Raw genomic sequence first — 16,348 nt, forward strand, 5'->3', positions numbered from 1 at the left:
GGGCGGGTTCTCCGGTTCGGGAGGTGATCATCTGGCGTTCTCCTTATGGGGTGGTGCCGTGGGTGATGAGGTGGCCCGCGGTGTCGGCCTCGGGGGACGGGCGCCCGGGACGTGAGCCCCGAGCGTCGGCCGGCCCGGACTTCGCACGGCGACGTGTGGCCGCCGGGCGAAGGGCCGGAGACGGGTCAGGTCGCCCCGGAGGGCAGGAAGTGGGCCGAAGCCCGGGTCAGCGTGCGGGTGGCGTGGACGAGCAGGACGAGCGCGGCGGCGCCGCACACAAGGGCGGGTACGGCCCCGGCCCCCCAGGTGTCCACGACCGCGCGGGCGGGGACGGCCAGGACGGAGCAGCCGGGCAGCCGGCTCGCGAAGACCGTGCCCAGCGCGAGCGCCTCGGCCAGGGCGGCTGCGCGGAGGGCGACGACCGGGGCTTGGGGGGTTCCGTGCGCGATGAGGAGGCGGGCGAGGAGGAGGAGGGCGCCGAGGGCGCCCGCGCCGGCGTAGCCGGAGGGCTCGTGCAGGACCTCGGCGCACAGGGCGAGCAGGGCGGCCAGTGCACAGAGGTGGAGCGCCAACACGCCGAGGATCAGGGGCTTCACGGAGTCGGCGAACTCCGCGAGGCCTCGGCTGGAGGCGAGTTTGCGGCGGGCGCGGGTGGCGAGGAGTTGGGCGCACCACACGGCGGGCGCACAGGACAGACCGAGTGCGAGCACCGGCGCGACGGCCAGGGGCCAGGGCCCGTGGGGACCGTCGTCGAGACCGGCGGCGAACAGGCCGTCGCCGAGGAGCGCGTACGCGACCAGCCAGCAGGTCCACACGCGGGTACGGCCGACCGCGTCCGAGGGTGCGCGCAGGGGACCGCGGTCGAGGGCGAAGCGGAGGGCGAGCGCCACCGCGAGTGCGCCGGCGGCGGCGACCGCGAGACGGGGCCGGCCGTCGGTGAGGCGCACGCCGACGACAGCCGCCGCGCACAGAGCGCCCGGCAGGAGGGCAAGTACAGCCCAGCCACCGCGCGCGCCGGGCGCGCTCGGCGCCGGCTCGCGCTCCGTGGACTCCTCCCCGTCCCGCGGCACACGCGCGTACATCTCTTCGGCGAGGGAGAACACGTCCCGGTGCCGGAAGCGGGCGGCCGTGCGGTCGGTCACCCCGTGTGCCTCCAGCCCGGCGGCGATCTCCAAGGGGTCCACCGCCCGCTCACAGAGGTCCCGGTGCCGGTGCATCAGTGCCTTCACGGGGTCGACGGCGCCGCGTCGGGGCGCGGACGTGGGTACGGTCGCGGAGGGATCGCGGTCGCCAGGTCGGGAGGTCGGATCGAGTGAGGCGACGAGGTCATGGGACGCCTGGAGAGCGGGCGAGGTCATGGCATCCGGTGAAGGGTGCGGACCGGACGAGCCTTTCGCACCGGCCGCACCGGCCGCACCGATCACACCGACCGCACCGGGCTTGACGCCCGAGTGGTCCAACTCTCCGATGCCATCGGCCACATCGAATTCCTCCCGCCCGTCCCGTCCGTCTCGTCCGTCCCGCCCATTCAGTCCCTCTGGTCCGTCCAGCCCCTCTCGCCCCTCCCATTCGTCCAGCCCGCCCAGCCCGTCCAGGCGCAACTCGCTCATCGCGCGCCCTCCCCCGCAGCTACGGGCTCCCCGGCGGTCGTCTGTGGAGACCTCTCCACGGCCGGGACCGCGTCCGCCGCCGAAAGGGAGGACGACGCCGCGGCGGCGGCAGAACCGGATGCGGCGGCGGGCGCAGAGCCGGAGGCGGGAGTCGTGGCAGGTGCCGCTGCCGGGGCCGGGCCCGGCGCACGCCCCTTCGCGAGAGTGGACGGAGAAGCCGGCGCCGAGCCACACGCGGCGCCCGGCGTCGAGTCAGGCGCCCCAGAAGTCGGGGGCGCGACCGTCACCGCCGTCGATGCCGCAGTCGGGGGCGCGACCGTCACCGCCGTCGATGCCGATGCCGATGCCGACGCCGACGCCGCTGCCGCCACCGGTGTCGTCGTCGTGGTCCCCGCCACCGGTGTCGTCGTCGGCACAGGCGTGTCGACGGCCCAGCGCGGCCGTCCCGGGCCGGCCGCTCCGCGACCCGGGCCCCCGGCACCCCCCGCGACCCCAGCGACGCCCGCCACCCCGGCTACCCCGGCCACTCCGGCGACACCGAGGCCGCCCGTCACCAGTCGGGAGTCGGTCCAGCGGCCGGGTACCCGTGCCTCGGCCGGGGCTCCGAAGGGCAGGGGTTCACCGGTGCCGTCGAGGACGACCTTGCGCACCGGGGCCTGGGAGACGACCTCCAGATAGATGCCACGAAATGCCTCGACGTTCTGTTCCACCGTGAAGAGTTCGAGAGCGCGTGCGCGGGCGGCCGCGCCCAGGCGCGCACGGCGCTGGGGTTCCCGCAGCAGAGCCACGCACGCTTCGGCCAGCGCCCGCGGATTGCGCGGAGGGACGACGAGGCCCGTGCCGCCGATGACCTCCACGACCGCGCCCACATCGGTGGAGACCGTCGGCCGGGCACAGAACATGGCCTCGACCAGACTGATCGGAAAGCCCTCGACGACGCTGGACAGCACGACCACCGCACCCGCCGCGTAGGCCTCGGCCACATCGGGAACGGCCGGATCGCCGATCTCCTCGAAGGAGACGGGGTTGTCGCCGACCGCGTGGACGCCGTCCGCCTCGTCGGGAAAGAGCTGCGCGGCCAGGGCTCTGCAGTGCCCCAGATAAGCGGTGGCCTCGGATCCCGTTGCCGCTCCGATGATCCTGAGTCGCGCCTTGGACTCCGCCCGGCGGATCTCGGCGAAGGCGTGCAGCAGTGAGATCAGATCCTTGGCGGGCTCGATGCGGCCGACCCAGACCAGGGTGTACGGATCCGCGTGCTCCGGCGACTCGCCCACATCCGCGAAGCGGGCGGCGTCCATGCCCGGGTAGACCGTCCGGATCCTGGCCCGGTCGGCGCCGCAGCGCTCCTGCCAGCGCCGGGCGTGGGTGTTGCCGGGGGTGAGGCAGGCGGCCTGCCGGTAGACCTCGGCGGTCAGCCGCCGGTGGAAGGCCGCGAGCAGGGCGCGCACCGGCGCTTCCCCCGAAGCCCCGAGGTAGTGGGCCCGCAGCGGCACGCCGTACTCGGTGACCAGGAGCGGCACCCCGTGGAAGTGCCGGGCCAGCAGCCCGGGAAGCGCGGCCGAGCCCCCGGCGGTCGCGTGACACAGGTCGACCGAGCCGAGCCCGTCGTCCTCGTACCAGTCGAGCGAGAGGGGGCGCAGGGCGCGTTCGAGGTGTGCGGCGACCGTCAGCAGATCCGGTACGCGAGCCTCGCGCGCCCCTCGCAGTGCGCCCGGCGCGCGACAAGCGCGCTCCAGCGTGGTCACGGCGATCTCGGAGCGCAGCGCGCCGACCAACCCGCCTTCCTCGCGGGCCAGCTCGGCGAGCCCGTACAACGCATTGCCGAAACGGTCCGCCTCAACGGCCGCCCCACCGCCGGAAGCCTCTGAGCACACCGCGGACACCAGTTCGCCGTAAGCCTCGGCGAACCGCCGCCGTGCCCGGCGCCCATGGGTGACCCCGTCGTCCTCGGCGGTCCACAGGGGCGCCGTACGAACCCGGCTGACCTGGGGCGGCAGCGGGATCCAACCCTCGTCCTCCTGCCGCTCGCTCCGGCTGAGCGCGTAGATGTCGAACTCGTGTCGCGCCAGCCCACGTACGAGTCGGTCGCACCAGAGCCTGGCGTCACCGCTCACATACGGATAGCCACCCTCCGTAAGCAGTCCGATGCGCACGCGTGCACCCCCGATCTCCCGTTTGAGAAGCCGCCGTTCACCCGGCGGCTCGCAGCGGGACGAACGTATGCGGACGAGGCGGGGGTGCGACGGACGGTTGTCCGTCGCACCACCAAAAGGGGTGAACGGGCGTAACTTTCCCTAGCGGTACGCGTTTTGTCGCGCTAAGGGATCATTCGATCACGCTGCGTCAGACGATCTCGGGATCGTCTCGCGTGCTCCGTCAACTACCGGGATAGGGCCAGGGATTGGCTTTGCACGTGATCCCGTCGTACGTCAGGAACTTGCTCTGCTGCTGCATGACGGGGGCGAGTTCGCCGTTCTTGTCGCAGGTCACATGGCTGTAGCCGAGGCGGTGACCGACCTCGTGATTGATCAGCATCTGCCGGTACGCGTGGATCTGGTCGCCGTACGTCTTCGAGCCCTGGGCCCAGCGGTAGGCGTTGATCATCACGCGTTCGGTGGCGGCCGAATCGCAGGACACGTTGTCCACGGTCGTGTCGAGCCCCGACTTGGCGCACCAGGTCGCCGTGGTGCCCGGGCTGGCCAGCGTGATCACGAAGTCGGGCGTGCCCGAGGAGATCCGCTCGAACGTACGGCCGCCGCCATGGGCCCAGCTCCGCTCGTCGTTCAGGGTCTTCTGCACCGCCTCGGCGAACAACTCGGGATCCAGGCCGAGTCCCTTCTCGACGTCGACGCGGTAGCGGTACTTCTGCCCCTTCCCCGGCGCCTTGTCGAAGCCCTTGACCGCCTCGAACTTCCCGCCGCCCTCCAGATCCGCCGCGAGCGTGTACGTCCTGCCCACCTTCTGGTCGTACGACAACGGCGTCGCGCTCGGGCTCGGCGCACCGGACGGTATGGGCCGGTTGTCGCTGCGTGAGGCACCGCGCACCTCGCGTTCGCCGTCGTCGGCGGCCTGCGGCTGCGGAGCGGCGTCGTCCTGTCCGGCGGCCATCTGCCCGCCCACGACGACCACCAGCACGGTCGTGACGGCCGCGGCCGCGATACCGGCGAACGCCCGTCCCTTGCCGCCCTTCGCCGTCTCCGCGGGCTCGGACCCCTCGTGCGAAGGCCGCTCCCCCGGCTCCTGCCGGCCCAGCGGGTTCTCCCGCGTCCCCTCGCGCAGTGGCTTCTCCTGGAGAGCCGTCTCGGTCCGTCCCGCGGCGGCATCCGACGCGGCGCGAGGTGTCCGACCGGGTGCGAAGACGTCGTCGACCTCGTCGAAAGCGTCCAGATATGCCTGGCGGGGGCCACCGGGGGGCATGGTCTCCTGCCGCTGCCGGGGAATGGGGATACGGCGACCGGAACGCTCCGGAGGTTCGCCGTGCGGGGCGCCGGTGGGTGACGCCTCGCCCGGCACACCATACGGGGCCCCCGCGGGAGCCCCGTGCGCCACGCCGTGTCCGGCACCCGTCCGGTGCCCGTCACCACCCAAGTGCCCCCAACCGCCCCCGGCTTCACGCTGCTCAGGGTGCTCACCACGACTCGGCGGATAGCCACGGACGGGAGCGCCACCGGAAAGCCGGGGAAAGCCGTGCGCCGGAGTGCCGTCGGCGAAACGAGGGACGGCGTGCGCCGGAGCACCCTCGGGCAAGCGGGGAAAGCCGTGCGCGGGTGTGCCCTCAGGAAGACGAGCGCCCTGCTGCCCGGGCGCAGGCACACCGCCGGTGAATCTCGGCATCACCTGGCCGCGAGGCAGGCCGTAACCCCCTGGAGGCAACGGACCGGCCGACGGCCGAGCGCCCGCCTGCGCCGCTGTCGTCGGAGCCGGAGCCGGAGCCCCCGCAGCGGGAGCGCTTCCGGCGACAGGAACGGCCGGGCCGTCCGCGCCCCGGACCCCTTGCCCCCCTGCGCCCCCCTGAGTGCCCGATGTGCGTCGCACGGCCGGTGCGCCGTCGCCCGATCCGGCGGAGGTCGCCGCCCGGGTCGTCCTTGTGTCGTTCGTGTCGCCTTTCGGCGCCCGCCCCTTGCGGCTGTGCCGTCCCACGCCGCGCCTCAGCTCCCCCCGCCGGGTGAGCCCGGTGGAGGTCCGTCGGCGACCGATCCGGCGCCGGCGTCCAGCTCCCAGGTCTCCGCCCCCGGACCTGTCGCGTCATAACCCCTCTCCCCCGGGTCCGCCCCGCCACCCGACTCCCCGTGGTCCGCCAGCAGTTCACGGAACGCGGCGGCCACGGCCTCCGGGTACTCCATCATCGCCACGTGCCCCGCGTCCGGCAGACAGACGAGGCGGGAGTCGCGGAAGGCGCGGGCCGCGCGCTGGGCCATGCGGAAGCCGACCAGCTGGTCGCGGCGGCCGTAGACAAGGAGGGTCGGGGCGAGGACGCGCTCCGCCTGGCGCCAGAGCGAGTGCTGCCCGCCCAGGGTGTAGGCGTCCACGAGTCCACGAGCAGAACGCGTCAACGCGTCCCACATGTAAGGGAGTTGGAGGCGCCGCTCCATCTCCTCGACGGCGTTGCGGAAACCCTCGTCCGTGACGCGGCCGGGGTCGCCGTAGCAGAGCGCCGTGACACCGCGTACGCGCTGCTCGGCGGTCCAGCCCTTGGTGAAGCGGGTGAAGAGGGCCGACATGCCCGGCAGCGCGAGCATCGCGGTCGGCACGGCGGTCCGCTGCACGCGCAGTTCGGGCAGGGCGGGCGACACCAGGGTCAGGGTGCGGACGAGATCGGGGCGCAGGGCGGCGACACGGGTCGCGATCGCGCCGCCGAGAGAGTTGCCGAAGAGATGCACGGGGCCGCGCCCGGAGGCGTCGAGGTGACGGATGACCGCGCGCGCGTGCCCCGTGACGGAGTAGTTGCCGTCGTCCGGGGGCGGGGAGTCGCCGAAGCCGGGCAGGTCGATCGCCTCGCCGTCCACGAGCCCGTCCAGCAGTGGCATCAGCGCGGACCAGTTCTGCGAGGAACCGCCCAGGCCGTGCACATACAGAGCGGGCGGCAGCCCCTCGCGCGCCGGCGGCCTCGACCGCACCGCCAGTGTGACCCCCGGCAGCCGGACCGATCTCATCCTCTCGCCGGGCGCCACACGCACGGCACTCGCCTTCGGCGATGCGGTGGCGGTCAGCAGGGACGGCAGCTCGGTCGAAGACATGCGGGCAATGTTACGAGACGATCACGCAGTGACTCATGTGTTCGCCATCACAGGTCCGGACTTAAATTCAGCCATGTGTGCGGGGCACGGCTGCCAGGCGTACGGGGAGAAGGCGAGGAGCCCTGGTCGCCGCCTCGGCGGCGGGCCGTCGCCGGTGCTCAGCGGGCTCCCGGCGAGGGCGCCCGCGATCGCGTAGCGCCACGATCACCCTTCTCCTAGGCTCGTACACAGGGCATCCAGGCTCGCGAACAGGGCACCCGTACGTGACCCGGCCGTCTCAGGGAACGTTCCGACGGCACCGGGGCAGAACCAGGAGCGGTAACAGGGCACAGCAGGAAGGGAACCCACCATGGCCGTCGACCCGAGCGATCCCGACACCTTCACAGAGGAGGACCCCACCGAGCTCGACGACGTCGAGGCCCCGGAGGCCGACGCCGCCGAGCAGCACAAGGACATCGCCCCGCACCGGGACGACCCACTGACCGACGTCGACCCGGGCGCCGCCAACGAGGCCGATCTGGCGGAACAGGCCCGCGTGGTCTCCCTCGACGAGGACGACTACCGGTAACCCGACCCCCACCAGGGACGACGAGAGGTGACGAGAAAGGGCTTCCCCGTGCCCGCCATGCCCCTGTTTGGCGTGGTCCGCGGCACTTTCCCCGCCGTCCGGTCCGTGAAATTCTGCGCTCGCACCGCGCACACCGGGGTTACCGAAAAGTACGATGGCGGCGCGGCGCACACCCGCATGTGGACGATCTTGGGAGGCGGCGTGACAGCCATCGAGCAGACAGAGGCGGCGCGCCCGCGGGGCACACGGCTGCCCCGCCGAGCCCGACGGAACCAGTTGCTGGGCGCCGCCCAGGAAGTCTTCGTGGCCCAGGGCTACCACTCCGCCGCGATGGACGACATCGCCGAGCGCGCCGGAGTCAGCAAGCCGGTGCTCTACCAGCACTTCCCCGGCAAGCTCGACCTCTATCTGGCGCTGCTGGACCAGCACTGCGAGTCCCTCATCCAGGCCGTGCGCGGCGCGCTGGCGTCGACGACCGACAACAAGCAGCGAGTCCGGGCCACGATGGACGCCTACTTCGCGTACGTCGAGGACGAGGGCGGCGCCTTCCGGCTGGTCTTCGAGTCGGACCTGACCAACGAGCCCGCCGTGCGCGAGCGCGTCGACAAGGTCACCAACGAGTGCGCCGAGGCCATCTGCGACGTCATCGCCGAGGACACCGGTCTCTCGCGCGCGGAGTCGATGCTGCTGGCCTCGGGGCTGGGCGGTCTCTCCCAGGTGGTGGCCCGTTCCTGGCTGCACAGCGACCGCAGCGTCCCGCGCGAGCAGGCGGTCCAGCTGCTCGCCTCGCTGGCCTGGCGCGGTATCGCGGGTTTCCCCCTGCACGGCATCGACCAGCACTGATCGCGCCCCCTCGGCACCCCGTCGACCACCGCTGTCGACCACGGCCACCGAGCGTGCCTGTGGAGCACGCCTGCCGAGCATGCCGAGGGGAGCGCCGATCGCGAACGCCGGTCAGGATTCCCGCGTCCTGTTCGCTCCTGGCGTTCTCGGGCGGAGCGTGTACGTCCCCTCACCGGGCTAATGTGTGCTGGGTACGGCGCGGAAGCCCGCGCACTTCACTGACCGTCGGAGGGACATAGCCGTGGAGGTCAAGATCGGCGTGCAGCACGCGCCCCGCGAGATCGTTCTGGAGAGCGGGCAGAGTGCCGAGGAGGTCGAGCGTGCCGTTGCCGAGGCGCTCACCGGCAAGTCGGCGCTGCTGAGCCTCACGGACGAGCACGGCCGCAAGGTGCTGATCCCGGCCGACCGTCTCGCCTACGTCGACATCGGCGAGTCGGCCGTCCGCAAGGTGGGCTTCAGCGCGCTGTAGTCACGAGGCACGGAAGACGTACGGAGGGGCCCGGTGGCGTGAAAACCACCGGGCCCCTCCGTACGTCCACGGCGCATGGTTCCCACCGGCCGAGCCGCGCGCAACCGACACATCCCGCGGACGGGCGATGATTGCGCTCGACGGCGCGGGGGTAGTACCGGCTACGAACGATCTGCCCAGGCCAGGCCGTGCGGGAGGGAACCCGATCATGTTCTTGGAAGCGCTCGGATCCGCACTCCTCGGTTTCGCCCTGGCGTGTGCCGCCGTATACCGCCTGCCCCACCGTCTGCCGTCGCGCGCCCTGGTCCTCCCGACCGGCACCGCGGGCGGCCTCTTCGGCGCGTTCCTGACGCACACGGCGCTGGACTCGGCGAACTATCCGCTGATCCTCACCGGCGCGCTGGTCGTGGCGGCGGCCTCCCTGTCCCTGCTGCTGCGGCCGACGGAACGCTTTCGACACAGCAGCTCGGCGACCGCCTGAGCGGGACGCGTCCCGACCCGAAGGCCCCCTGACAGCGTCGAAGCCGCCCGTCCCGGGGCGTGTGGACCCGCGCGACCGGCCGCGGCCGGGCCCGCACCCCCAGGACGGCACCGCACCTCACGACGACTAGGCGCCCACGTCCACGCGCTCACCCCGACGTGCCTGCACCGACGTGCCTGCACCGACGTGGTCACACCCGCATGCTCACGCGGCCAGGCCCAGCGCGGCCATCCGCTTCGTGTGCGCCTCGGTGATCCGCGAGAACATCCGCCCCACCTCGGCCAGATCGAACCCGTCGGCGACACCGCCCACGAGCATCGTGGACAGGGCGTCCCGGTCCGCCACGACACGCTGCGACTGCGACAGGGCCTCCCCCATCAACCGCCGTGCCCACAGCGCCAGTCGGCCGCCCACGCGCGGGTCCTCGTCGATCGCGGCGCGCACCTTCTCCACGGCGAAGCCGGCGTGCCCCGTGTCGTCGAGCACGGCGAGCACCAGCCCGCGCGTGTCCGAGTCGAGGTGCGCCGCGACCTCCCGGTAGAAGTCGCTGGCGATCGAGTCGCCGACGTACGCCTTGACGAGCCCCTCCAGCCAGTCCGACGGCGCGGTCTGCTTGTGGAAGCCGTCGAGCGCGTCGACGAAGGGCTCCATGGCCCGCGTCGGCTCCTCGCCGATCTCGGTGAGCCGGCCGGCGAGCCGCTCGAAATGGTGGAACTCGGCCGCCGCCATCTTCGCCAGCTCCGCCTTGTCGACGAGGGTCGGCGCCAGCTTCGCGTCCTCCGCGAGCCGTTCGAACGCCGCCAGCTCCCCGTACGCCAGCGCCCCCAGCAGATCCACCACCGCCGCGCGGTACTGCGGGTCGGCGGAGGCCCGGGCCCAGTCCTGGGCGGCGATCCCGGTGACCTCGGCGGTGTCGGCGGCGTCGGCGGACGCGTCGCCGGTGGTGTTCTCAGGCTTGTCAGACGTGGTCATGAAGCGCACAATAGCCCGCTCCGCGCAGGGCGGAAGGGCCCGGCCGATTCGCGTGCCCCTCAGTGTGACAACCACTACGTGACCAAATCGGCCATCGCATATGCGCGATTCCGAGGTATGGTGGTAATGCGCCTGCTGGTACGTCGACGTAGTTCGATCGTTCGACCGTATCTCGACAGGCCGCACGCATGAGGATGCCCGGTCGGTGGCCCGATCGGCTCCGACCCGACAGCCCTTCTTCTCCGTACGGCACATCGCGTACGGCGTCCGGAGGGAACCCCTCAGCGGTATGAGCGCTAGAGCGTCGGCAGTGGTCCCGTGCCACACGGTCCGCCCGTGAGGCGGCCGACGTCCCCGGCACGGTCCGACACGACCCCCGCGCTCGCCTCACACCGCGTACACAGAAGAGGCAGCACCCTGACTACGACTTTCCGAGATCTCGGAATCTTTCCCGAGACCGCCGAGGCGCTTGAGGCCGTCGGCATCATCAACCCCTTCCCCATCCAGGAGATGACGCTCCCGGTCGCCCTCACCGGCACCGACATCATCGGCCAGGCCAAGACCGGCACCGGCAAGACGCTGGGCTTCGGCCTCCCGCTCCTGGAGCGCGTCGTCGTCCCCGCCGACGTCGAGGCCGGCCGCGCCAAGCCCGAGGACCTCGTCGACTCGCCGCAGGCGCTCGTCGTCGTCCCCACGCGCGAGCTGTGCACCCAGGTCACCAACGACCTGCTGACCGCCGGCAAGGTGCGCAACGTGCGCGTCACCGCGATCTACGGCGGCCGCGCCTACGAGCCCCAGGTCGAGGCCCTGAAGAAGGGCGTCGACGTCGTCATCGGCACCCCCGGGCGGCTCCTCGACCTCGCGGGCCAGAAGAAGCTGAACCTGAAGCACGTCAAGTGCCTGGTCCTCGACGAGGCCGACGAGATGCTCGACCTGGGCTTCCTGCCCGACGTCGAGAAGATCATCAACATGCTTCCGGCCCGCCGCCAGACGATGCTGTTCTCGGCGACCATGCCGGGCGCGGTCATCGGCCTGGCCCGCCGGTACATGTCCCAGCCGACCCACATCAGCGCCACGTCGCCGGACGACGAGGGCGCGACGGTCCGGAACACCGCGCAGCACATCTACCGCGCGCACAACATGGACAAGCCCGAGATCGTCTCGCGCATACTGCAGGCCGACGGCCGGGGACTGGTCATGGTCTTCTGCCGTACGAAGCGCACCGCGGCCGATCTCGCCGACCAGCTCAAGCAGCGGGGCTTCGCCTCCGGCGCGGTCCACGGCGACCTCGGCCAGGGCGCCCGCGAGCAGGCCCTGCGTGCCTTCCGCAACGGCAAGGTGGACGTCCTCGTCTGCACCGACGTCGCCGCCCGCGGCATCGACGTCGAGGGAGTCACCCACGTCATCAACTACCAGTCCCCCGAGGACGAGAAGACGTACCTGCACCGCATCGGCCGTACGGGCCGCGCGGGTGCCAAGGGCATCGCGATCACCCTCGTCGACTGGGACGACATCCCGCGCTGGCAGCTCATCAACAAGGCGCTGGACCTCGGGTTCAACGACCCGCCGGAGACGTACTCCACCTCCCCGCACCTCTTCGAGGAGCTGAGCATCCCGGTCGGCACGAAGGGTGTCCTGCCGCGCTCCGAGCGCACCCGGGCCGGCCTGGACGCCGAGGAGCTGGAGGACCTGGGAGAGCCGGGCGGGCGTGGTCCGCGCGGTCGTGGCGGCCGTTCCTCCGCCCCGCCGTCGTCCACCGAGCGCGAGCGCGAGCGCCCGGCGCGTACGCCGCGTCGCCGCCGTCGTACGCGCGGTGGAGCCACCATGGACGGGGCGTCCCCGGAGGCCGCGGCGGTCACGAAGCCGTCGGAGTCCGCAGCGGCGCCGGGTACCGGTTCCGTCGAGGCCGAGGCCGAGGCCGAGAGCCGTACGCCTCGCCGTCGTCGCCGTACCCGTGCCGGGGCGAACCCCGCTGCCGAGGCCGTGGTCGAGACGGTCGGCAGCACGTCGGCCGAGACCGTGACCGAGAGCGTCGCGGACTCGCCCGCCGAGTCGGCCGAGGAGGCGCCCAAGCGGCGCCGCCGCACCCGGAAGTCGGTGGAGGCGACCGAGGCACCCGCCGCCGAGGCCGTGCTCGACACGGCCGAGGGTGTGACCGCCGAGGAGGCACCCGCCAAGCCGCGTCGCCGCACCCGCAAGGCCGTCGCACCCGTCGAGGCCGAGGCTGTCGCCACGGAGACCGCCGCCGAGGAGGCCCCGGCCGCGCCTCGCCGCCGGACCCGCAAGACGGCAGCCACCGTCGCCGAGGCCACGGACAGCGCCGCCGAGGCCGCCCTCGACACCGTCGAGGAGCCCAAGCCGCGCCGCCGCACCCGCAAGACGGCAGCCACCGCCGAGACCGTGGTGGAGGCCGTCGCCGAGGAGGCCGCGCCCGCGCCTCGTCGCCGCACCCGCAAGGCCGTCGCGCCCGCCGAGGCGCCCGCCGCCGAGGCCGCGCTCGACACGGCCGAGGGTGTGACCGCCGAGGAGGCACCCGCCAAGCCTCGCCGCCGCACCCGCAAGGCCGTCGCACCCGTCGAGGCCGAGGCTGTCGCCACGGAGACCGCCGCCGAGGAGGCCCCGGCCGCGCCTCGCCGCCGCACCCGCAAGACGGCAGCCACCGCCGAGGCGGCGGTTCCGGCCCAGCCGACGGAGGAGCAGGCCACGAAGCCGCGTCGTACGCGTAAGGCGGCGGCTTCGGCTGTCGCCGAGGACGCGGGGGTGGCGGCCGAGGCTCCGGCTCCGCGTCGGCGTACGCGCAAGGCCGCGGCCGCCGTCGTGGAGGCCGCGGAGGGCTGAGCCCGTCCGGTCCAGCGAAGGTCCGGTTCCCCTTCCGGGGGGCCGGACCTTCGGCCTTTCCAGGGTTTCCTCGCCCCCGCCGCCCCTGCCCGTCCCCTCCCGGCTGCACTCCTTCGACCCCTTTGCGCGGGCCGACCCTCGTGCGCGGGCCGACCGCCCCCCATGCGCGGGCCCGGTGGGGCTTCTCGCGCAGCTCCCCGCGCGCCGGACAGACGGGCTTCAGGGCCGCGGCCGTCCGCCGAGCCGCTCGGCCGGGAACGCCGGGCCGGCGCGAGCCCCTTCACCGCCGGGCCGTTACGCTCCCCCCATGAGCCGTCCGCCTACCTTCACCCCGCCCGCCGGTGCCCGGGCGTACCGTCTGCGTACCCCTCGGGGGGAGTTCGCCGTGATCGAGGCAGGCGTCGCGGTGAAGGGCACCGTGCTGCTCGTGCCGGGGTTCACGGGGAGCAAGGAGGACTTCATCGCGCTGCACGAGCCGTTGGCGGAGGCCGGGTACCGGTCGGTGGCGGTGGACGGACGCGGGCAGTACGAGAGCCCGGGTGCCGAGGACGACGAAGCGCCGTACGCTCAGGCGGAGTTGGCGAAGGACCTGCTCGCCCAGGCGAAGGCCGTGAGCGACGGCACCCCGCTGCACCTCGTCGGTCACTCGCTCGGCGGCCAGATCTCCCGCGCCGCCCTGCTGCTGGACGCCTCCCCCTTCGCCTCGCTCACCCTGATGGCCTCGGGCCCCGCGCAGATCTCGGCCGACCAGCAGCAGCGCGTGAAGCTGTTGCGGGACGCCCTGACGGTGATGGACATGGAGCAGGTGTGGGACGCCATTCAGGCGATGGACGCGCCGGAGCCGGAGGAGACCGAGACCGGCGCCCTCGACGAAGGGCTGGACGACCGCGCCGACCTGCGGCACCGCTGGCTCGCCACCAGCCCCGCCCAGCTCGTCGCGACGGGGCGCCAGCTCTGCGTGGAGCCCGACCGTGTCGCCGAACTCGCCGCCGTGGACCTGCCCAAGCACGTCCTGTCCGGCGAACGGGACGACACCTGGCCGATCCCGGTCCTCGACGACATGGCCGTGCGGCTGAACGCCCACCGCACCGTCGTCCGGCACGCCGAGCACTCCCCGAACACCGATCAGCCGCAGGCGACGGCGGAGGCCCTCATCGGCTTCTGGGACCGCGTCGCCCGCTGAGCGCCGACACGGGCCCGGGCACCGGCACGCGGCCCGGCCGTACTGCTGGTACTGCCCGTATTCCTAGTACTGCGCCCGGAGATGCTCCCAGAAGCCGTCCCGCAGTGCGCGGCGCAGGTCCGCCTGCCCCCGCAGCGAGTACTGGAGCAGCCCCTCCGCCTCGACGAGCAGGTCCTGGTCGACGGAGCCGGGGAGGTACGGATGGCCGTGGAGCAGCTCCTGGAGCGTCTCCCGGCCCCGGGAGACGAGCCACTTCGCGGCGATCTGGGCGCCGACGAAGCGGACGTCCTCGCGGCTCGGACGGGCGCCGGTGGGCGCGTCGTACGTGGCGGCGGCCCGGCGTGACACGTACGGCTTGAAGAAGTCGAGGTCGAAGGTCCGCTGGCTGTCGACCTCCCAGAGCAGCGGATCGGCCTGGTTGCGGCCCTCCGGCGCCTCGATGCCCCACAGGTGGACCCGCGCCCCGTACCCCTGCGCGGCCTCGACCGCCGAGACCAGGTCCTCGTCGCCGCCGATCAGGGCCGCGTCACTGATCGCCCGGTGCCGGGCCAGTGACTCCAGGTCGGTGCGGATGAGGGAGTCGACGCCCTTCTGCTGGTTGTTGGCGTTGAGGTTGCCCAGCCGCACCTTCACGTCCGGCAGCTCGGCGATCGACTGCTGTTCGGCCGTATGGATGCGCCGGCGCGCCCCGTCGTACCAGTAGACCCGGAGCAGCCGGCTGTCCGCGAAGATCGTGCGTGCCTTGTCGATCAGCGCGTCGATGAGCCCTTCCGCGTCGAGGTCGAAGGACCGCCGGTCCTCCGTCCCCGCGGCGAGGCGCCCCACGGCCGCGTACAGGTACCCGGCATCGACGAAGATCGCGTGCGTCGAGGGTGTCTTCGCCACCTCGGCGAGCATGCGGTGCAGCAGCTCGTTCGTTCGGTCGATGCGGGCGGCGAGCGCCATGAGGTCGTCGTTCATCACGTCCATTGTCCCGGCGGTCACGCTGCGAACACAACCGGTCCCAGTCAGTCTTCCTGCCTGTCGGTAGACATGGACCTCGCACCACTCACCCGCTAGTAATTAGCTTCTCGAAAATTTTCCTTAGCGTAAGGAATGTTTGTAACATGCATACCGTTGAATCCTCATGGAACCCGGGCACCGATGACCCGCGAACCACCACCAGTAATTCTCCTCAGGAGGATGACCGGACGAAGGGAGAAGCCCTTGCGCTTCGAAATCCTGCGACTCGACGATGTCAGCGGCACGCCCGTCGACAGCACCGTCGTGGAAGCCGCCTCCGTCAACCGGATCGTGCAGCAGGCCGCCGCCATCGGGCAGCGCCTCTGGATCCGCCCGGCCGACGTGACCGCCTCGTAACGGGCGGGTCCGTACACACTTCGGAGCCCCGTACGGCATCGATGCCGTACGGGGCTCTGTGACGTCCGGGGGCTCTCGGCGTCCGGGGACGCTCGCCGTCCGGGGCGCCGCGCCGCCGGGGCCGGGGGCGGTGGGCTAGGAGGCCCGGACGACCTGGGTGACCCCGTTGATGATCTGCTGCACGGCGATCGCGGAGAGCATCATGCCCGCGAGCCGGGTCACCAGCACCACACCGCCGTCCTTGATGACCCGGATGATCAGCAGCGAGTACCGCATCGTCAGCCACAGCACGACGTGGATCGCCAGGATCGCCATCCACACCGACACCTGACCGGCCACTCCGTCCGCCTTCTGCACCGCCAGGATCACCGACACGATCGCGCCGGGACCGGCCAGCAGCGGCATGCCCAGCGGGACGAGGGCGACGTTCACGTCCTTCGTCTGCGTCGGCTCGTCCGTCTTGCCGGTCAGGAGATCGAGCGCGATCAGCAGGAGCAGCAGCCCGCCCGCGATCATCAGCGCCGGAACGGACACGTGCAGATAGTCCAGGATCTGGTGGCCGAGCAGCCCGAAGACCGTGATCACACCTCCGGCCACGCAGACGGCCTGGAGGGCCATGCGCTTCTGCGTCCGGGCGGGTCGCCCGGCCGTGAGCCCGAGGAAGATCGGGGTGATCCCGGGAGGATCCATGATCACGAAGAGGGTGAGGAAGAGGGAACCGAAAACGGCGAGATCGAACACAGGGGTGCCTTGAGGGGAGTGAAGAACGGAAGAGGCAGGAGGGAGGA

14 protein-coding genes are annotated in these 16,348 nt (G+C 72.3%); 7 read left to right on the forward strand and 7 right to left on the reverse strand.

The genetic code is table 11. From position 1 onward, the window contains the following. Window positions 1–185: 185 nt before the first annotated feature. The 4 genes from ACZ6BB_RS10685 to ACZ6BB_RS10700 form a co-directional block, all read right to left on the reverse strand. Window positions 186–1,610, reverse strand: a complete 1,425-nt coding sequence (locus tag ACZ6BB_RS10685) for a hypothetical protein (protein WP_471614916.1) — start codon at window positions 1,608–1,610, stop codon at window positions 186–188. Next, on the reverse strand, window positions 1,607–3,763 hold the full coding sequence (locus ACZ6BB_RS10690) for a DUF3492 domain-containing protein (protein ID WP_471614917.1): 2,157 nt from the start codon (window positions 3,761–3,763) through the stop codon (window positions 1,607–1,609). The genes ACZ6BB_RS10685 and ACZ6BB_RS10690 overlap by 4 nt, the downstream gene beginning before the upstream one ends. Window positions 3,764–3,986: 223 nt before the next feature. Beyond that, window positions 3,987–5,750, reverse strand: coding sequence for a DUF3152 domain-containing protein (locus tag ACZ6BB_RS10695; protein WP_471614918.1), 1,764 nt, complete (start codon window positions 5,748–5,750; stop codon window positions 3,987–3,989). An 8-nt stretch (window positions 5,751–5,758) separates the two neighbouring features. Further along, the gene (locus ACZ6BB_RS10700; protein WP_471614919.1) at window positions 5,759–6,847 is read right to left on the reverse strand and encodes an alpha/beta fold hydrolase; all 1,089 of its coding nucleotides are present in this window, start codon (window positions 6,845–6,847) and stop codon (window positions 5,759–5,761) included. A 349-nt stretch (window positions 6,848–7,196) separates the two neighbouring features. On the opposite strand from ACZ6BB_RS10700, the gene ACZ6BB_RS10705 reads away from it, so the two are divergent. The 4 genes from ACZ6BB_RS10705 to ACZ6BB_RS10720 all read left to right on the forward strand — a co-directional run bounded on the left by ACZ6BB_RS10705 (window position 7,197) and on the right by ACZ6BB_RS10720 (window position 9,208). Beyond that, window positions 7,197–7,415 (forward strand): hypothetical protein, encoded by a 219-nt coding sequence (locus ACZ6BB_RS10705; RefSeq protein ID WP_471614920.1) that lies wholly within the window; start codon window positions 7,197–7,199, stop codon window positions 7,413–7,415. A 201-nt stretch (window positions 7,416–7,616) separates the two neighbouring features. Continuing rightward, on the forward strand, window positions 7,617–8,258 hold the full coding sequence (locus tag ACZ6BB_RS10710) for a TetR/AcrR family transcriptional regulator (RefSeq protein ID WP_152171547.1): 642 nt from the start codon (window positions 7,617–7,619) through the stop codon (window positions 8,256–8,258). 241 nt (window positions 8,259–8,499) lie between these two features. Next, window positions 8,500–8,727 (forward strand): DUF3107 domain-containing protein, encoded by a 228-nt coding sequence (locus tag ACZ6BB_RS10715; RefSeq protein WP_005480533.1) that lies wholly within the window; start codon window positions 8,500–8,502, stop codon window positions 8,725–8,727. 208 nt (window positions 8,728–8,935) lie between these two features. Continuing rightward, window positions 8,936–9,208 carry a hypothetical protein gene (locus ACZ6BB_RS10720; RefSeq protein WP_471614921.1) on the forward strand — a complete coding sequence of 91 codons (273 nt, stop codon included), beginning with the start codon at window positions 8,936–8,938 and terminating at the stop codon, window positions 9,206–9,208. Window positions 9,209–9,412: 204 nt separating this feature from the next. On the opposite strand, the gene ACZ6BB_RS10725 is transcribed toward ACZ6BB_RS10720, so the two are convergent. Continuing rightward, the gene (locus ACZ6BB_RS10725; protein ID WP_471614922.1) at window positions 9,413–10,189 is read right to left on the reverse strand and encodes a ferritin-like fold-containing protein; all 777 of its coding nucleotides are present in this window, start codon (window positions 10,187–10,189) and stop codon (window positions 9,413–9,415) included. Between the two features lie 501 nt (window positions 10,190–10,690). Between ACZ6BB_RS10725 and ACZ6BB_RS10730 the strand changes: the two genes are divergently transcribed. Beyond that, a complete protein-coding gene (locus ACZ6BB_RS10730; RefSeq protein WP_471614923.1) occupies window positions 10,691–13,018 on the forward strand; it encodes a DEAD/DEAH box helicase in 2,328 nt (775 codons plus the stop codon). A gap of 307 nt (window positions 13,019–13,325) precedes the next feature. Beyond that, window positions 13,326–14,201 carry an alpha/beta fold hydrolase gene (locus tag ACZ6BB_RS10735; protein ID WP_471614924.1) on the forward strand — a complete coding sequence of 292 codons (876 nt, stop codon included), beginning with the start codon at window positions 13,326–13,328 and terminating at the stop codon, window positions 14,199–14,201. A gap of 63 nt (window positions 14,202–14,264) precedes the next feature. Here the strand turns inward: ACZ6BB_RS10735 and ACZ6BB_RS10740 are convergent, their stop codons facing one another. Beyond that, window positions 14,265–15,170: an NYN domain-containing protein gene (locus ACZ6BB_RS10740; RefSeq protein WP_471615308.1), complete on the reverse strand. Its 906-nt coding sequence runs from the start codon at window positions 15,168–15,170 to the stop codon at window positions 14,265–14,267. A gap of 237 nt (window positions 15,171–15,407) precedes the next feature. On the opposite strand from ACZ6BB_RS10740, the gene ACZ6BB_RS10745 reads away from it, so the two are divergent. After that, the gene (locus ACZ6BB_RS10745; protein ID WP_020113966.1) at window positions 15,408–15,560 is read left to right on the forward strand and encodes a hypothetical protein; all 153 of its coding nucleotides are present in this window, start codon (window positions 15,408–15,410) and stop codon (window positions 15,558–15,560) included. Window positions 15,561–15,695: 135 nt separating this feature from the next. On the opposite strand, the gene ACZ6BB_RS10750 is transcribed toward ACZ6BB_RS10745, so the two are convergent. Continuing rightward, a complete protein-coding gene (locus ACZ6BB_RS10750) occupies window positions 15,696–16,301 on the reverse strand; it encodes a MarC family protein (RefSeq protein WP_013000871.1) in 606 nt (201 codons plus the stop codon). Between the last annotated feature and the right edge of the window lie 47 nt (window positions 16,302–16,348).

This window comes from Streptomyces sp. NPDC041108, from assembly GCF_055592645.1.

What these genes read in the sequence shown, in the direction of transcription:
- ACZ6BB_RS10685 (WP_471614916.1), bottom strand. Translation starts at nt 1,610, where the DNA reads ATGAGCGAGTTGCGCCTGGACGGGCTGGGCGGGCTGGACGAATGGGAG.
- ACZ6BB_RS10700 (WP_471614919.1), bottom strand. Translation starts at nt 6,847, where the DNA reads ATGTCTTCGACCGAGCTGCCGTCCCTGCTGACCGCCACCGCATCGCCG.
- ACZ6BB_RS10705 (WP_471614920.1), top strand. Translation starts at nt 7,197, where the DNA reads ATGGCCGTCGACCCGAGCGATCCCGACACCTTCACAGAGGAGGACCCC.
- ACZ6BB_RS10720 (WP_471614921.1), top strand. Translation starts at nt 8,936, where the DNA reads ATGTTCTTGGAAGCGCTCGGATCCGCACTCCTCGGTTTCGCCCTGGCG.
- ACZ6BB_RS10730 (WP_471614923.1), top strand. Translation starts at nt 10,691, where the DNA reads ATGACGCTCCCGGTCGCCCTCACCGGCACCGACATCATCGGCCAGGCC.
- ACZ6BB_RS10735 (WP_471614924.1), top strand. Translation starts at nt 13,326, where the DNA reads ATGAGCCGTCCGCCTACCTTCACCCCGCCCGCCGGTGCCCGGGCGTAC.
- ACZ6BB_RS10740 (WP_471615308.1), bottom strand. Translation starts at nt 15,170, where the DNA reads ATGGACGTGATGAACGACGACCTCATGGCGCTCGCCGCCCGCATCGAC.